The sequence below is a fragment of the Pontibacter ramchanderi genome (assembly GCF_002846395.1).
In the GTDB taxonomy this organism is placed as follows: Bacteria; Bacteroidota; Bacteroidia; order Cytophagales; family Hymenobacteraceae; genus Pontibacter; species Pontibacter ramchanderi.
This window is the reverse complement of the sequence record NZ_PJMU01000001.1, coordinates 707,056-723,755: the sequence shown is the minus strand read 5'-3', so window position 1 is coordinate 723,755 and position 16,700 is coordinate 707,056. Positions and strand designations below refer to the sequence as shown.

The window sequence follows — 16,700 nt, the reverse complement described above, 5'->3', positions numbered from 1 at the left end:
ATGCATAGAATTATAACCATCACCATCAATCCTGCTCTGGACAAAAGCACGCATGTGAAACGAGTACTCCCCGAGAAGAAGCTTCGCTGTGAAGAACCTGTTTATGAACCGGGAGGGGGAGGCATAAACGTTTCCAGGGCCATTCGCAAACTGGGCGGCGACTCCTCTGCCTGGTTGCTAGCCGGTGGTCCGGCCGGAGAGAAGCTCTGTGACCTGCTCAAAGAAGAAGGGGTTGACTACTGGTTGGGCCAGACCAAAAGCTGGACCCGCGAAAACCTGATGGTGATGGAAGACAGCACCGGCGACCAATTCCGCTTTGGTATGCCGGGTCCGCATATAGAGGAGGGCGAGTGGAAACAGGTACTGGAAAAATTGGAGAGCCTGGAGCAGGTGCCCGAGTACGTTGTTGCCAGCGGTAGCCTTGCCCCAGGCGTGCCGGATGACTTCTATTATCAAATGGCGGTGATTGCTCACAAGCGTAATTTTAAGTTGATCGTCGATACATCCGGTGAAGCGCTGGTGAAAGCTGCAGGTGAGGGCCTATACCTGATCAAACCCAATTTGGGCGAACTGGCCAAACTGGCTGGCAAAGAGCATATCTCTGCTATGGAGCAGGAGGAGTTTGCCATGCAGGTGCTGAACGAAGGTAAGTGTAAAGTACTGGTCGTTTCGCTTGGCCCGCGCGGCGCCATGCTGGCATCAAAGGAGTCGGGTATACATTATGTGGTACCGCCAACCGTGAAGCAACAAAGTGCCGTTGGCGCCGGTGATAGCATGGTGGCCGGTATTGTGCTGAGTTTGCTCAAAGGCTGTCCGTTGGAAGAGGTAGTACGCTATGGTGTAGCAGCGGGTACTGCTGCCACGATGACACCGGGCTCTGAGCTCTGCCGCAAAGAGGATACCGAGGAGATTTATCAGTGGTTGTCAGACCATAAGTAGAACATAAAAAAAGGTGAAGCTTTTGCCTCACCCTTACTAAAAGCTTAATGCTATACCCTAAGCATTGCGGTTCACGCAATTCAGGTCCTCAAACGCCTCTTTCAGTCTGGCGATGAAATTCTCTTCGCCTTTGCGCAGCCATACACGCGGGTCATAGTATTTTTTGTTCGGTGAGTCAGCGCCTTCCGGGTTGCCGAGCTGGCCTTGCAGGTAGTCACGCTTCGACTCGTAGTAGTTCTTCACGCCGTCCCAGAACGCCCACTGCATGTCGGTGTCGATGTTCATTTTGATGGCACCGTAACCGATCGCTTCCGTAATTTTGGCTTTCTCAGAACCAGAGCCACCATGGAAGACGAAGTTGACAGGGTTATCACCTGTTCCGAATTTCTCTTTGATGAAGTCCTGTGAGTTCTTCAGGATCTCCGGGCGAAGCTCTACGTTGCCTGGTTTGTATACGCCGTGCACGTTACCGAAAGCCGCTGCAATGGTAAAGCGGTCGCTTACTTTCTTCAATTCTTCGTAGGCATAAGCCACCTCATCAGGCTGGGTATATAGGCGGGAGCTGTCCACGCCCGTATTGTCCACGCCGTCTTCCTCGCCACCGGTCACGCCGAGTTCGATCTCCACGGTCATACCGATCTTGTTCATGCGCTTGAAGTAGCTGGCGCAGGTCTCGATGTTCTCTTTGATCTCTTCCTCCGACAGGTCTAGCATGTGCGAGCTATAAAGCGGCTTGCCGTGCTGCTCGTAGTATTTCTCACCGGCGTCCAATAAACCGTCGATCCAAGGAAGCAATTTCTTGGCAGCGTGGTCGGTGTGAAGTACTACAGGTACCCCGTAAGCCTCGGCCATCAGGTGCACATGCTGGGCACCGGATACGGCACCTGCAATAGCGGCTTTCTGGTCCGCATTGTCAAGGCCCTTACCAGCAAAGAACGTGGCACCGCCGTGCGAAAACTGAATGATAACAGGTGAGTTAAGCGACTTGGCTGTTTCCAGCACTGCGTTGATAGAGTTTGTGCCAATCACGTTAACGGCTGGCAGCGCAAAGTTATTCTCATTGGCATACTTGAACAGCTCTGTAACCTCATCGCCGAACAATACCCCTGATCTGAAACGTTTTTCCATGAATGTTTAAGTTTTATTTCGATTTGAAATTAAGGATAAATAATTTCTAAACCGAAAATAGATGGCAAGGGCTTTAGAAAAGCAGGTCTATACCTGGAGGAATAGCCTAGTCGAAAACCAGCACTTTGTCTTTGTGCTTGCCGCGCATGTAACCGCGTATGATCTGCTGCACGTCTTTGTTATCGTTGTAACGCGTGATCTCCGCCTTAAAATCGCTGAGCGAACTGGCCGAGAAATATTCGTCTACGAAACCGAATCCCAGGTAAGTGCCATGCTCCACCACCACAACTGATTTTTCGCCCAGCTCACGCCCCTTGCCCACAATCACAAAGCTGTTGTGCTCATAGGTAAACGACTCAATCGCGGCGTCCACACGGGCGTTGTACTCCTCAGGGCTTTCCTGTCCAATACAGGCCCCCTTGCAGATGTGCACCTGGTAGTCGAAGCAGGCACCTGGTGTTTTGTAGAGGTCGCACAGCTTCTGACAAAGGTTGTACTTAGATACCTTATGGAATAGGAAACCCTTGGCCTTAAAATGATTGGAGAGCGCGATGATAGGCGTCATGTTCACATTGTCGGCTTTGTTCACGCTGCCAAAGGTCAGGCGCTTATACCCGTTCTCGTCTTCGTAGGTGAAGATGCCCGTGTTGAACACACTGCGCCGCTGCTGGCGGTTGTAGTGCGGCTTCATGCGCTTAATCTCTGCCGACTCAAACAATAAGGCCACCAGTTCGTTGCCCATCAGCTCGTAAGTGATGTCGGCTATCTGGTTCTTGAACTCGATGGACTTGCGGCTCTTGTAGTCGATGTTGAAGTGCTGGATGATGCGCTTTTTGATGTTGATGCTCTTGCCCACATAGATCACCTCGCCCGCTTCGTTGTAAAAGTAGTACACGCCCGGCACCGTCGGCAGGGCATCCACTTGCTCTTTGCTGATGGCAGGTGGCAGGAGTGAGGCTTTGATTTCGTTTTTGAGCTGCTCGGCCGGGTCCGCCATATGCTGCGCTCCGTCAATCACCGGACGGTTGATCTTGATCAGCTTGTCGAACAGTTTAGCGGTAGCCTCGGCATCGCCGATGGCGCGGTGACGCATCTGCAGCGGAATATCGATACTCTTGCACAGCTTACCCAGCGAGTAAGAAGGGAGGCCAGGTATAAGCGAGCGGCTCAGTCGCACGGTACAAAGTGTCTTGCGCTGAAAAGTAAACCCCAGGTCGGCGAACTCCTTTTTAATGAAAGAATAGTCGAAGCGCACGTTGTGGGCTACGAATACCATACCCTCCGTGAACTGCACAATCTCTTTGGCCACCTCATAGAACTTGGGCGCATCCTGCACCATGTCGTCGGTAATGCCTGTCAGCTGGGAGATATAGTGAGGTATAGGGCGCTGCGGATTAACCAGGGTGCTATACTGGTCCACAATCTCCTTGCCATCGTGAATGAAGATGGCTATCTCGGTGATCTTGTCCTGGGTGGGTTGGCTACCCGTTGTCTCAATGTCTATGATGGCGTACAAGCTGGTTCTCTTTTAAGGCTTCAAGCTGCTGCCCGCAGTGCTATACCTGCGGGGCTACACTGTAAACCAATATTTTTAGCAATACGTTTCAAATCGTATGCAAGCACACCTTCATGCAAATAACTTTAGCAAAGCAGCCCTATCTCCCGGCTTCTTGATCATCCTCGTAGCGTTCTCTTTTTGCCTTTTCACGGAGCTTGTCAAACATCTTCCGGAAGCGCCCTGCCTTCTGGTCTTTCACCTCGTCGATGTCAGCCAACAGGAATCCGAAGGGCCGCAGTGGCTCGTAGGCGTCGAACAGCACTTTGAGGATCGCGATCATAGGTATGGAGATGATCATACCCGCCGCCCCCCAGATTTCGCCACCGATCAGCAAGGCCACAATAGCCGAGAACGGATTGATACTTACTTTTGAGCCGACGATGTAGGGCGTAATGAAGTTACCCTCCAGAAACTGCACGAACATAAACACCAGCACTACCAGCACAGCGTCGAACAGTTGGCCCGTAGTGGCCAGCGTAAACAGGGCCGGAAGCAGGGCCCCGATCAATATACCAATGTAAGGTATGATGGTGAGGATGGAGGCGAACACGCCGAAGAAGATGGCATACTTGACCCCCAGCATAAGCAGACCCGCCGAGTTGAGCAAAGCTACGATCACAATCACGATCATCAGACCAGAAATGTAGCTCTGTGCCACAACCTGTATGTTTTCCACGGTATGGTTCAGGCTGCCGCGCCGCTCTTTCGACACAAACTTGTACATGAACTGCTCCAGGTGATTGCGGTAATACAGAAAACAGAACACGAAGATGGGCACGATGGTAATCATGGTCAGGGCGCCTGTGGTCAGGGAAATCGTGCTCCCGACAAAAGTGGTCGAAATTTCCTGAAGTCCGCCCACCAGGTTTCGGAACAGTTCGCTCTTGTTGGCCGGTTGGATGCCAAAATTGTGGTAAAGGTATTCCTGCACTTTCATGAGCAAGGCATCGAAGTTTTTGCCGATGGTGTCCAGCTCCGAGGTAAGACTGATAACCTGCATCGACAAGAACCAGATGACAAGCGCCAGCACGATCACGACCAGTACGATGCTAATCAGAATGGCCAGCGCCCTCGGAAAGCGGAACTTCTCCAGGTCACGTGTGAGCGGCAACAATAGAAGGGCAAACAGCAGGGCAAAGGCCAGCGGCATCAGGATGGATTTAAAACTTTGCAGTATCCATATTAACAGGAAGAGCCCCAGCAATACGATGACGAACTTAAAATAACGGGGTAATTTGATCTCCATAGGGTGCGCAAGTATTAAGGTATACGGCCTGTGTTTAACCGCATTGATGCCAGCAAAAGTAGTGCTTAAGTATAGTTAAATCTAAATATTTTTATGCTAATAAATTTAGCTAAATTATGCTACAGTTTTTATTTACGTTTTGTGAACTGTAAGCAATCTGCATTGGTTGTATAGAAGTAGTTGATGTATTTAACTATTTTGGCTATATTTGTTGACTAAAAATATTAGCAATAACCTACGCTTAAAATTGAAGCTGACCAGCGCCAGAACTATTTGTGGCGTCTGATTTCTTTTATTTTTCTATATTTCCGAGTGATTCCACTAAATCAAATACACTTACGCTTACAGAATGGCAGAGTTAGAGCATAATTACAACGAAGACAGCATTCGCTCGCTGGAGCCCCGCGAACACATCAGGCTACGTCCCGGTATGTACATCGGCAAGCTGGGAGACGGTTCTTCGGCTGATGATGGTATTTACATTTTGGTGAAAGAGGTGATCGACAACTCCATCGACGAACACGTGATGGGTTTCGGCAAGACCATTGATATCAAGATATCGGACCACAAGGTGCAGGTGCGTGACTATGGCCGCGGCATTCCGCTGGGCAAGGTGATCGACTGTGTGAGCAAGATCAATACCGGTGGTAAGTACGACAGCAAAGCCTTCCAGAAGTCAGTTGGTCTGAACGGGGTGGGTACCAAGGCGGTAAACGCTCTGTCGAGCCACTTCCGCATACAGTCCGTGCGCGACGGGCAGATGAAGGCCGCCGAGTTTGAGCGTGGCGTGCTGACCAACGACATGCCGCTGGAGGCAACTTCGCAGCGCAACGGTACGCTGACGACGTTTACGCCAGACGATACTATTTTCAAGAACTACCAGTTCAACCCGGATTACCTGGAAAACCAGATCTGGAACTACGTATACCTGAACGCCGGCCTGACGATTAACTTCAACGGCAAGAAATTCTACTCTGAGAACGGCCTTTTGGACTTGCTCAGAAACAAAGCCGACGAGGAGAGCGTGCGCTACCCGATCATCCACCTGAAAGGCAATGATATTGAGCTTGCGCTGACGCATGGTAACGACTATGGCGAGGAATACTATTCGTTTGTGAACGGTCAATATACCACTATGGGGGGTACGCACCTGGCGGCTTTCCGTGAGGCGGTGGTAAAAACCGTGCGCGACTTCTATAAGAAAGACTACGATGCGGCTGATATCCGTGGCTCTATCATTGGTGCCATCTCGTTGCGTGTGCAGGAGCCGGTTTTCGAATCGCAGACCAAGACCAAGTTGGGCTCTATTGAAATGGGGCCAGACGGTCCGGCTGTGCGGGCTTATATCAACGAGTTCGTAAAAGAGGCGCTGGATAACTACCTGCACAAGAACCCGACTACGGCCGAGGCACTGAAGAAGCGTATCGAGCAAAGTGAGCGGGAGCGTAAGGACATGGCGGGCGTGAAGAAGCTGGCCAACCAGCGTGCCAAGAAAGCTAACCTGCACAACCGCAAGCTGCGCGACTGCCGCCTGCACTTCAACGAAGACAAGCACGAGAATTCACTGCTTTCCACCTTATTTATCACGGAGGGTGACTCGGCGAGTGGTTCCATCACCAAATCCCGCAACGTAGACACCGAGGCGGTATTTAGTTTGCGCGGTAAGCCGCTGAACTGCTATGGCCTGAAGAAAAAGGTAGTGTACGAGAACGAAGAGTTCAACCTGCTGCAGCATGCACTGAACATTGAAGAGGGATTGGATGGCTTACGCTACAACCGTGTGGTGATCGCAACGGACGCTGACGTGGACGGTATGCACATCCGTCTGCTGCTGCTCACGTTCTTCCTGCAGTTCTTCCCGGATCTGGTGAAAAACGGCCACGTGTACATTCTGGAGACGCCGCTCTTTAGGGTACGCAACAAGAAAGAGACGATCTATTGCTACAACGAAACCGAGAAACAGGCGGCCATTGAGAAGCTGGGCAAACGTCCGGAGATCACCCGTTTCAAGGGGCTGGGTGAGATCTCGCCAGACGAGTTCGGCAAGTTTATCGGCGATAACATCAAGCTGAAGCCGGTGTTCCTGCAGAAGGATACAACGATACAGAAAATGCTGAGCTACTACATGGGCAAGAACACGCCGGAGCGTCAGCAATTTATTATTGAGAACCTGAAGATTGAGAAAGACATAGTTGAGGAAGTATATGCATAACGACGAACTGAACAACGAAGGTATAGAAAGAGAAGACGAGCTAGAGGTTGCATTTACAGACGGTGACGAAGAAGTGATCCATAACGTGACGCCGGTATCCGGTCTGTACGAAAACTGGTTCCTCGACTATGCTTCTTATGTAATTCTGGAGCGTGCCGTTCCTGCCATCGAGGACGGTTTGAAGCCCGTACAGCGCCGCATCCTGCATGCGATGAAAGAGATGGACGACGGGCGCTTCAACAAAGTGGCCAACGTGATCGGTCAGACCATGCAGTACCACCCGCACGGCGATGCTTCTATCGGCGACGCCATGGTGAACCTGGGTCAGAAAGATCTGTTGATCGAGACGCAGGGTAACTGGGGCGACGTGCGCACGGGTGACAGCGCGGCGGCGCCACGTTACATCGAGGCCCGCCTATCGAAGTTTGCGCTGGATGTGGTGTTCAATCCGCAGACCACGCTCTGGCAGTTGAGTTACGACGGCCGTAAAAACGAGCCGGTGACTTTGCCAGTGAAGTTCCCGCTGCTGCTTGCGCAGGGTGTGGAAGGTATAGCCGTTGGTCTCTCGACCAAGATCATGCCGCACAACTTCAAGGAGCTGATCAAAGGCTCGATTGATGTGCTGAAAGGTCGCAGTACAACCTTGCTGCCGGACTTCCCGAATGGCGGTTTGGTCGACGTGACCAACTACAACTCAGGTATGCGCGGCGGTAAGATCCGGGTGCGTGCCACGATTGAGAAGGTTGACAAAACCATGCTGATCATCCGTGACGTGCCTTATGGTATTACCACTACAGGCCTGATGGAGTCGATCGTAAAGGCAAGCGAGAACAACAAGATCAAAATTAAGAAGGTAGTCGACAACACGGCTGCTGATGTGGAAATACAGATTCAACTGCCTCCAGGTGTATCGCCGGACCTGACCATGGACGCGCTCTATGCGTTCACGGACTGTGAAGTGTCTATCTCGCCAAACACCTGTGTGATCATCGACGAGAAGCCGCACTTTTTGAGTGTGGACGAGTTGCTGCGCATTTCCACATTCAAGACAGTGGACCTGCTCAAGCGTGAGCTCGAGATCCGCAAAGGTGAACTGGAAGACAAGTGGCATTACTCTTCACTTGAGAAGATCTTCATCGAGAACCGCATTTACCGCGACATCGAGGAGTGTGAAACCTGGGAAGCCGTGCTGGAGGCCATTGACAAAGGTCTGGATCCGTTCAAAAAACTTCTCCGCCGCGAGGTAACGGAAGAGGACATTATTCGCCTGACTGAGATCAAGATCAAGCGTATTTCCAAGTACGACTCCTTTAAAGCTGACGAATACATCAAGAAGCTGGAAGAGGAGATGGCAGAGGTGGATGATAACTTGGCCAACCTGATCCGTTATGCGATCGCATACTTCGAAGGCTTGCTGAAAAAGTATGGTCAGGGACGCGACCGCAAGACACAGGTGAAAACCTTTGATGTGATTACAGCACAGAAAGTTGCGATCGCTAACCAGAAGCTTTACATGAACGCCAAAGACGGCTTCATCGGCACCGGTTTGCGTAAGGACGAGTTCGTGTGCGACTGCTCTGATATGGACGATATCATCGTGTTCCGCAAGGATGGCAAGTTCACGGTGACCAAGGTAGCCGAGAAGACTTTCGTAGGAAAAGACATCATCATGGCCGGCGTGTACAACAAGAACGACGAGCACATGGTCTACAACATGATCTATGTGGACGGCAAGTCCGGTGTGTCCTATGCGAAGCGTTTCTCTGTGAAATCGATCACCCGTGATAAGGAATATGATCTGACGAAAGGAGAGAAAGGCTCTAAGGTACATTACCTGACTGCTAACCCGAATTCGGAGTCGGAGGTGGTAAGTATAACCCTTTCTCCAAATGCTTCAGCACGAATTAAATCCTTCGACTACGACTTTGCCGAACTGATGATAAAAGGCAAAGGATCAAACGGTAATATCGTGACGAAGTACCCGATCAAGAAAGTGGTGCAGAAGAGTCTGGGCGAGTCGACCCTGGGCGGACGCGAGATCTTCTACGACGAGGTAATCGGCCGACTGAACACCGAGGGCCGTGGTCGTTATCTGGGCTCGTTCAACACTGATGACACGATTCTGGTGGTTTACGAAGACGGTACTTATGAGCAGACAACATTCGATCTGGCCAACCATTACACAGTAGAAAAGATCAAGGTGCTGCAGAAGTTCGATCCGGAGCTGGTAGTGTCAGCTATTTATTATGAAGGAGATAATAAGACCTATTATGTAAAGCGTTTCCGTATCGAAACTTCTACAGTAGGGAAAAAATTCAGCTTTATACCTGAGACCAAGAATTCCAGGCTGGAAGCCGTGTCTACCCACTCTGTTCCGATGGCTACCATCAGCTTCAAGCGTTCGCTGCGGGGCGAGAAAGAGACGGAGAAACTGTTGCTTAGCGAGTTCATCGACGTGAAGGGGTGGAAGGCCATGGGTAATAAGCTCAGTTACTTCAAGATCTTCGACGTGAAAGTCCCGAAAATGGACGAAGTGGAGCAGGAAGAGAAACCTAAAGCTAAGAAAGTTACTACAAAGCGCGAGGCGGTAACACTGCCTTCAGAGCTGAAGGAGCTGGCCGAAGAAGCTGCCAAAGCCAGTGGTGCCCAACCTGTTGTGCTAGAAGCCGTAGAAGAACTATCAGATGGCGACAGTGCAAACAAGGCTTTGAAGAAAAAGAAACAACTGGATTTGTTCTAAATTAAATCCTTTTTTGCATAAGTCGTTTTAAAGCAATATATTAGGTTGCTTATTACAGATTATGCGAGTGTTTTTCAAAGCTGTACCTATTCTTATCATCATGCTCGGATTCCTGGTTCGTCCGCTGGACGCGTTAGGAGATTCCGGGCATGATGTGCTTTTAAAGAAGGCATACGAGCTGAAAGAGCAGTATAAGGAAACGGAGGCCCTGGCTGTATATGAGCAGATTATCGCGGCTGACGAATCAAATCTGGAGGCGCTTTGCCAGGCCAGCCTTTTACATAGCCTGATGGGAAACCGTTTCTCGGACGACACCCGCAAACTCAATCATTTCAGCACGGCCAGGACGTATGCGCACCGCGCTTTCTTGTTAGATTCTACAGGTGCCCGTTCCAACTATGCAATGGCGCTATCACTAGCTTCCTTGGCCATGGTGTCTGGCCCGAAACAGCGGCTGGCCCTGATCGGTGAAACGAAATCATACCTGGATGGAGCCCTTGCGGCAGACGAGACCTACGCGGATGCCTGGCATCTGCTTGGTCGCTGGTACTTTAAAATGGCAAATCTCAATTTCGCAGAGATCACAACCTATAAAGTTATGCTGGGCGGAATGACAGAGAAGACCGCCACAAACAAGGATGCTATCTATGCTATGGAAATGGCCATTTTGCATAACCCAAATAACCTGCGTTATTACTTCGACCTGGCCAATATCTATCAGGAAATGAAAAATAAAGAAGCCTGCGTGTATACACTACAGCGTGCTATGGCCCAGAATATAAATCTGCAGACGAAAGAAGAGTTGGAGTTAAGCAGGCGTTGTAAAATCATGCTGCAAGCCTTTCAGAAGTAACAAGGTATACTGCTAAAGCAAAGGGCCTGCTTCCGTTTGGTAGTAGGCCCTTTGCTTTACTCTTAAACTATAAGGGCTATTGTTTGTCGGTATTTAGGCAAATTATCTATAATTTAGCGCCAATCTAGAGTATAAGAAAAGACCGCACATGATGTCTCGTTGGTCCTTAAGTTGGGTAGTGTTGTTGGTTTTGACTCTGTCAGGCTGCATCAAAGAAGAAGGAGCCCGTGAGCAGATGGTGGACCTGCAAGCAGTGGCGGTGGAGGATCCAGCAAAGCAACTCGTGAGTCTCAGTGATGCCATCGAGCGGTCTAAACGCGATGGCAGCCTGTACGCAAGAAGAGCGATGGTGCTGTTGCGGCAGGGCGAACTTGACAAAGCGCTAAGCGATGTAAACGAAGCAATTAAGCTCTCGAGAGAGCCTGCCAACTTCTTTGTAAAAGCGCAGGTGCTATACCTGAAGGGGCGCCACGACGAAGCACTTCCCCTGGCATTGCAGGCTGAACGGAATTCCTACGAGAGTTCCTCACTCTATGTGCTTTTAACGGAGCTATACCTGGACCGGAAGGAGTATGCAAAGGCGGCTCAGTTTGCACGGCAAGCGCTTGAGCTGTCACCCGACGATCCGCATGCGATCTATTTTAAAGGCAGGGTGTCGGAAATGACTGGTGATACGGTGGTTGCTATCAGGCACTACCGGCAGGCGCTGGAGCTCAATCCTGACTTTGCGGAAACGCATCGTTCCATAGCCGGCTTATACCTGGCTCAACTGAACATGGCCCAGGCACGTGAGCATACCGAGCACGGACTGCGTTTAGCCCCAAAGGATCCGGAGCTATGGCATTATAAAGGTATGCTGCAGCTGCAGGCCACCCGAAAGGATAGTGCCCTGGTTAGTTTTGAAAGAGCGCTCGCCTTATCGGATACCATGCAGGCGACTCACTTCCAGGTGGCGCAGCTGCGGCATGGACTAGGTGAGCTTGAAATGGCCTTGCAGCACTTAGAAAAGTCGCCAAGGTATAGCAGTACGCTCAAAGCGCTTTCAATAAAGGCAAGCAGCCTGGAGCGCTTAGGGGAGAACCTGGCAGCACTGCGCACTTACGAGCGCATGCTCATAATAGAGCCCAAGCATAGCTATGCCAGGCAAAGCGTTGCCCGGCTCCGATATAAATTAGAAAGACCCAGACCCCAGCTTGACAGTATGGCTGTCAGGCAGCGGGGCTTTTAACACGATACCTAAGAAAAAAACATGATCAACATCACTTTGCCAGATGGCTCTGTACGTCAGTATGATAAGGGCGTAACAGGCCTCGAGATCGCTACCAGCATTAGCGAAGGCCTTGCCCGAAACGTGCTGGCCGTAAAGGTGAACGGTTCCGTTTGGGATCTGTCTCGCCCCATTGACGAAGATGCTAGTGTGCAACTCCTCACCTGGAACGACGATCTGGGCAAAAACACCTTCTGGCACTCTTCGGCTCACTTGTTGGCTGAAGCGCTGGAGGCCTTGTACCCAGGCATAAAATTCGGTATTGGACCGCCGGTTGAAAACGGCTTTTACTATGACGTGGACCTGGGCGAGGGTAAAACCTTTTCGCAGGACGACTTCGCCCAGGTAGAGCAAAAAATGCTGGAACTGGCGCGTGCCAAAAATGAGTACAAACGCCAGGAAGTTTCGAAAGCGGATGCCATCAAGTACTTCACTGAAAAGGGCGATGAGTATAAGCTTGACCTGATCAAGGACCTGGAGGACGGCTCTATCACGTTCTATACCCAAGGCAACTTTGTAGACCTCTGCCGTGGACCGCACATCCCGAATACTGGCTTCATTAAAGCGGCCAAGCTGATGAACGTAGCCGGTGCTTACTGGAGAGGTGACGAGAAAAGCAAGCAGCTGACACGCATCTATGGCATTACCTTCCCGAAACAAAAAGAGCTGGCAGAGTACCTGGAGCGCCTGGAAGAGGCCAAGAAACGCGACCACCGCAAGTTGGGCAAGGAGCTGGAGCTTTTTGCTTTTTCAGAGAAAGTAGGAATGGGCTTGCCACTTTGGTTGCCAAAAGGTACGCTGCTGCGTGAGCGCCTGGAGCAGTTCATGCGCAAAGCACAGGTAAAAGCAGGTTATCAGCCGGTTGTGACGCCACACATTGGCAGCAAAGAACTGTATGTAACCTCAGGGCACTACGATAAGTACGGTGCAGACTCGTTTCAGCCGATCAAGACGCCAAACGAGGGCGAGGAGTTCTTTCTGAAGCCGATGAACTGCCCGCACCACTGCGAAATTTACAAGACCCGTCCGCGCTCTTATAAGGAATTACCGGTGCGTCTGGCGGAGTTTGGCACCGTATACCGCTACGAGCAAAGCGGCGAGCTGCACGGTCTGACCCGCGTTCGCGGCTTTACGCAAGACGACGCCCATATTTTCTGCCGTCCGGACCAGGTGAAGGATGAGTTTAAGAAAGTGATCGACCTGGTACTGTATGTTTTCAGCGCCCTGGGTTTCGAAGACTATACAGCCCAGATCTCGTTGCGCGACCCGGAAAACAAGGCCAAGTACATCGGTGCTGATGAACTGTGGGAGAAAGCCGAGAATGCGATCATCGAGGCTGCCGCCGAGAAAGGCTTGCCGACTGTAACTGAGTTAGGGGAGGCTGCGTTTTATGGACCGAAGCTAGACTTTATGGTGCGTGATGCGTTGGGCCGTAAATGGCAGTTGGGAACTATTCAGGTCGATTATAACTTACCAGAAAGGTTCCAGCTCGAATACATCGGCGCAGATAACCAGAAGCACCGCCCTGTTATGATCCACCGCGCGCCATTCGGCTCGTTGGAGCGTTTCGTGGCTGTACTGATCGAGCACTGTGGCGGTAACTTCCCGCTGTGGCTAAGCCCTGAGCAATTTGCTATTCTGCCTATCTCGGAGAAATACCATGACTTTGCGCAGCAATTGTACGACCAGCTGCAACAGCACGATATTCGTGGTTTTGTAGATAACCGCGACGAGAAGATTGGTCGTAAGATACGCGATGCGGAAGTACGCAAAGTGCCTTATATGCTGATTGTAGGGGAGAAGGAGCAGGAAAACGGAGCGGTATCGGTCCGCAGACACGGGGAAGGCGATCTGGGTACGATGCCAGTGACGGATTTTATCGCCAGTTTTGAGTCAAAAATCGCTGAGATACTGAACAATTAGCAGGAGATATTTTTTTCTTGATATAAAATGTGCGATATTCGCACCCTGATTGTAGAAACTAAATTTAAGGAGGTAAAACTATAGCTACGCCAAACAAGCGCTACATCCCACGCGGAAAAGTGGAGGAGCCATACAAAGTCAATGATAAGATAACTGCCAGAGAAGTCCGGTTAGTTGGTGACAATGTAGAGCAGGGGGTATACTCAACAAGAGATGCTCAGAAAATAGCGAACGAGCAGAATCTTGACCTGGTTGAGATTTCGCCAACTGCTAATCCACCGGTATGCCGCATCATCGACTACTCGAAATTCAAGTACGAGCAGAAGAAGAAAACACGTGAGATGAAAGCCAAAGCTCAGAAGGTAGTCATCAAGGAGATCCGTTTCGGCCCCAACACAGATGACCACGACTTTGAGTTTAAGTTGAAGCATGCCAAGTCTTTCCTCGAAAGTGGTTTCAAGATCAAGTCTTACGTGCATTTTGTTGGACGTACGATCGTGTTCAAGGAAAGAGGCGAGATCCTGTTGCTGAAATTTGCACAGGCACTGGAGGACATCGCAAAAGTAGAGCAGCTGCCTAAGCTGGAAGGAAAACGCATGTTTCTGATCCTTTCGCCGAAAGCCGCGCCTGCTGTTAAAAAGTAATTTGTTTCATTAATTATATACACATGCCAAAAGTTAAAACAAAATCTGGTGCAAAGAAGCGTTTTTCTTTGACAGGTACTGGCAAGATTAAGCGTAAGCACGCTTACAAAAGCCACATCCTGACCAAGAAAACGACGAAGCAGAAGCGTAACCTGACACACGCTGGCCTTGTTAGTACAGCTGATATGGACAGAGTGAAGCTGATGCTTCAAATCTAATTCCCCGGAGTTAGAACGGTTAATTTTTTAGTACGAACCCGGTGCCTGGTTTACTGAAGATCAAAACGGATCACCAGCCGCCAAAACTTTTTACAAAATGCCTAGATCGGTAAACGTTGTCGCAGCGCGACACAGAAGAAAGAAAATGATGAAAATGGCCAAGGGTTACTTTGGCCGTCGCAAGAATGTCTGGACAGTTGCGAAAAACGCAATTGAAAAAGGTTTGCTTTATGCTTACCGCGACAGAAAAGCGAAAAAGAGAGATTTCCGCGCCCTTTGGATCCAGCGTATTAACGCAGGTGCACGTGAGCATGGCATGTCTTACTCTCAACTAATGGGCGCCCTGAAGAAGGCAAACATCGACCTGAACCGCAAAGTACTTGCTGACCTGGCGATGAACCATCCGGAAGCTTTCAAAAGCATCGTTGATAAAGTGAAGTAATTCGCTTTCATAATATTACTGAAAAGGGCCTGGCGTAAGTCAGGCCCTTTTTGCTTTTATATCTTACCGCAAACTAACCAATGTCATCTTTGAGCATGACAGCTGTCATCGCTTAGGGCAGGTAAGTTGCGCTATTTCGCATCGTTGCGGCTCCTTGCTTACCTGCAAATTTTAACAGCCAGGTAGGCAACCGCCATTAATCCTCACCTTCATAACGATGCGATCATGAAAATAAGTTTTACTCAGAAAATGCTGCTCCTGTCAGTATTACTATGGCTGCCAATTGAGGCGGCCAGGGCGCAGCTATACCTGACACCGCAGGTCAGACCCAGAGCCGAGTGGCGCAATGGCTACCAAACACTACCAACCGGGGATCGGGGTGCTTTCTTTGTAAACCAGCGCTCCAGGCTCACGCTCGACTACAAGCAGGATAACATGCAGACGCGCTTCAGCTTGCAGGATGTTCGGGTGTGGGGAGACGAGCCGCACCTGAAAGACATACCTTCTACTGCCATACATGAGGCGTGGGGGGAAGTTGCATTATCCGACAAACTCGCGATCAGGCTCGGACGGCAGGAATTGGTTTACAACAACGATCGTCTGCTGGGCAACGTCGATTGGGTGCAGCAGGCACGTAGCCACGACGGCGTGCTGCTCAAAGCCAGGTGGCAGGGCCTAAGCCTGGATGCCGGCGGTGCTTTTAATCAGGAGAAGGAGGCGCTTTTCGACACGCGCTATGGCATGAATAACTACAAAGCCCTTGGGTTTTTATGGGCCCAAAAGCAGTTGGGCGATCGTTTGACAGTTTCAGCGCTGCACATCAGCGATGGTTTTCAAAGACCTGATACGGTAGGAGGGGTTTACTTCAGGCATACCTACGGTCTGGACCTGAGCTACCGTCAGGAGCAGGTACAGTTTAACGGTTCGCTCTACAGGCAGTCGGGTGAGCATGGCAGCGGGAAAAGGATTGACGCATACCTGGCGGTGGCAGAAGTGGCCTATGCAATGCAGCCGTTTCGGTTTACGATAGGAACAACCTATCTCTCCGGTATGGCTGGCAACGAGCGCAAGGTGCGTTCCTTTAACACACTGTACGCCACAAACCATAAGTTCTATGGTCTCATGGATTACTTTATTAACGTTCCAACTGACACACGGCAGGGGGGATTGCACAACACGTACCTGAAGGCCAGTTTTAACCCAGTCTCCAGGTATAGCCTTTCACTGGACTACCACTACTTTGCGCTGGCCAGCAATCTGAACGCAACCGAAACGCTCCCTGCTACAGACAAACGCTACCTGGGGTCAGAGATTGACGCAGTGCTCCAATACAAGCACTCTGACCAGATTCAGTTTTTTGTGGGGTACAGCAGCCTGTTCGCGGGCCAATCCATGGGGGCAATCAAGCCCGGTAATGCATCGGCCTATGCCGATTGGGGATGGGTAATGGTGAATATTCAGCCGCGCATACTGTTAAAGGCGTTCGACAAGGAGTAGGTGTGGTACATAAAAAAAGCCCTGGATTTGCAT

At 50.5% G+C, this 16,700-nt stretch carries 13 protein-coding genes; 10 read left to right on the top strand and 3 right to left on the bottom strand.

Annotated features, from left to right (window positions below; translation table 11 throughout):
- Positions 1-939, top strand: coding sequence for a 1-phosphofructokinase family hexose kinase (locus BD749_RS03065; protein WP_101442892.1), 939 nt, complete (start codon positions 1-3; stop codon positions 937-939).
- 57 nt (positions 940-996) lie between these two features.
- Here the strand turns inward: BD749_RS03065 and fbaA are convergent, their stop codons facing one another.
- The 3 genes from fbaA to BD749_RS03050 all read right to left on the bottom strand — a co-directional run bounded on the left by fbaA (position 997) and on the right by BD749_RS03050 (position 4,871).
- A complete protein-coding gene (gene fbaA / locus BD749_RS03060) occupies positions 997-2,067 on the bottom strand; it encodes a class II fructose-bisphosphate aldolase (RefSeq protein ID WP_101442891.1) in 1,071 nt (356 codons plus the stop codon).
- A gap of 106 nt (positions 2,068-2,173) precedes the next feature.
- The gene (locus tag BD749_RS03055) at positions 2,174-3,583 is read right to left on the bottom strand and encodes an exonuclease domain-containing protein (protein ID WP_101442890.1); all 1,410 of its coding nucleotides are present in this window, start codon (positions 3,581-3,583) and stop codon (positions 2,174-2,176) included.
- Between the two features lie 139 nt (positions 3,584-3,722).
- Complete coding sequence (locus BD749_RS03050; RefSeq protein ID WP_101442889.1) at positions 3,723-4,871, bottom strand: AI-2E family transporter; 1,149 nt, start codon at positions 4,869-4,871, stop codon at positions 3,723-3,725.
- A gap of 349 nt (positions 4,872-5,220) precedes the next feature.
- On the opposite strand from BD749_RS03050, the gene BD749_RS03045 reads away from it, so the two are divergent.
- The 9 genes from BD749_RS03045 (at position 5,221) to BD749_RS03005 (ending at position 16,667) form a co-directional block, all read left to right on the top strand.
- On the top strand, positions 5,221-7,083 hold the full coding sequence (locus BD749_RS03045) for a DNA topoisomerase IV subunit B (RefSeq protein ID WP_101442888.1): 1,863 nt from the start codon (positions 5,221-5,223) through the stop codon (positions 7,081-7,083).
- Complete coding sequence (locus BD749_RS03040; protein WP_101442887.1) at positions 7,076-9,823, top strand: DNA gyrase/topoisomerase IV subunit A; 2,748 nt, start codon at positions 7,076-7,078, stop codon at positions 9,821-9,823. The genes BD749_RS03045 and BD749_RS03040 overlap by 8 nt, the downstream gene beginning before the upstream one ends.
- A 100-nt stretch (positions 9,824-9,923) precedes the next feature.
- Positions 9,924-10,676: a tetratricopeptide repeat protein gene (locus BD749_RS03035; protein WP_245868660.1), complete on the top strand. Its 753-nt coding sequence runs from the start codon at positions 9,924-9,926 to the stop codon at positions 10,674-10,676.
- Between the two features lie 148 nt (positions 10,677-10,824).
- Entirely contained in the window at positions 10,825-11,904 is a 1,080-nt protein-coding gene (locus BD749_RS03030; RefSeq protein ID WP_101442885.1) for a tetratricopeptide repeat protein, read from the top strand.
- A gap of 21 nt (positions 11,905-11,925) precedes the next feature.
- Positions 11,926-13,866 (top strand): threonine--tRNA ligase, encoded by a 1,941-nt coding sequence (gene thrS / locus BD749_RS03025; protein ID WP_101442884.1) that lies wholly within the window; start codon positions 11,926-11,928, stop codon positions 13,864-13,866.
- A 119-nt stretch (positions 13,867-13,985) separates the two neighbouring features.
- A complete protein-coding gene (gene infC / locus BD749_RS03020; RefSeq protein WP_101442883.1) occupies positions 13,986-14,510 on the top strand; it encodes a translation initiation factor IF-3 in 525 nt (174 codons plus the stop codon).
- Between the two features lie 23 nt (positions 14,511-14,533).
- Positions 14,534-14,728 carry a 50S ribosomal protein L35 gene (rpmI, locus tag BD749_RS03015; RefSeq protein WP_018478083.1) on the top strand — a complete coding sequence of 65 codons (195 nt, stop codon included), beginning with the start codon at positions 14,534-14,536 and terminating at the stop codon, positions 14,726-14,728.
- A 97-nt stretch (positions 14,729-14,825) separates the two neighbouring features.
- Positions 14,826-15,170, top strand: coding sequence for a 50S ribosomal protein L20 (gene rplT, locus BD749_RS03010; protein ID WP_007656428.1), 345 nt, complete (start codon positions 14,826-14,828; stop codon positions 15,168-15,170).
- Positions 15,171-15,395: 225 nt separating this feature from the next.
- On the top strand, positions 15,396-16,667 hold the full coding sequence (locus BD749_RS03005) for an alginate export family protein (RefSeq protein WP_101442882.1): 1,272 nt from the start codon (positions 15,396-15,398) through the stop codon (positions 16,665-16,667).
- Positions 16,668-16,700 lie beyond the last annotated feature (33 nt).

Coding starts and splice junctions, on each gene's coding strand:
- BD749_RS03065 (WP_101442892.1), top strand. CDS start 1: ATGCATAGAATTATAACCATCACCATCAATCCTGCTCTGGACAAAAGC.
- BD749_RS03040 (WP_101442887.1), top strand. CDS start 7,076: ATGCATAACGACGAACTGAACAACGAAGGTATAGAAAGAGAAGACGAG.
- BD749_RS03035 (WP_245868660.1), top strand. CDS start 9,924: ATGCTCGGATTCCTGGTTCGTCCGCTGGACGCGTTAGGAGATTCCGGG.
- thrS (WP_101442884.1), top strand. CDS start 11,926: ATGATCAACATCACTTTGCCAGATGGCTCTGTACGTCAGTATGATAAG.
- BD749_RS03030 (WP_101442885.1), top strand. CDS start 10,825: ATGATGTCTCGTTGGTCCTTAAGTTGGGTAGTGTTGTTGGTTTTGACT.
- fbaA (WP_101442891.1), bottom strand. CDS start 2,067: ATGGAAAAACGTTTCAGATCAGGGGTATTGTTCGGCGATGAGGTTACA.
- BD749_RS03045 (WP_101442888.1), top strand. CDS start 5,221: ATGGCAGAGTTAGAGCATAATTACAACGAAGACAGCATTCGCTCGCTG.
- BD749_RS03005 (WP_101442882.1), top strand. CDS start 15,396: ATGAAAATAAGTTTTACTCAGAAAATGCTGCTCCTGTCAGTATTACTA.
- BD749_RS03050 (WP_101442889.1), bottom strand. CDS start 4,871: ATGGAGATCAAATTACCCCGTTATTTTAAGTTCGTCATCGTATTGCTG.
- rpmI (WP_018478083.1), top strand. CDS start 14,534: ATGCCAAAAGTTAAAACAAAATCTGGTGCAAAGAAGCGTTTTTCTTTG.
- rplT (WP_007656428.1), top strand. CDS start 14,826: ATGCCTAGATCGGTAAACGTTGTCGCAGCGCGACACAGAAGAAAGAAA.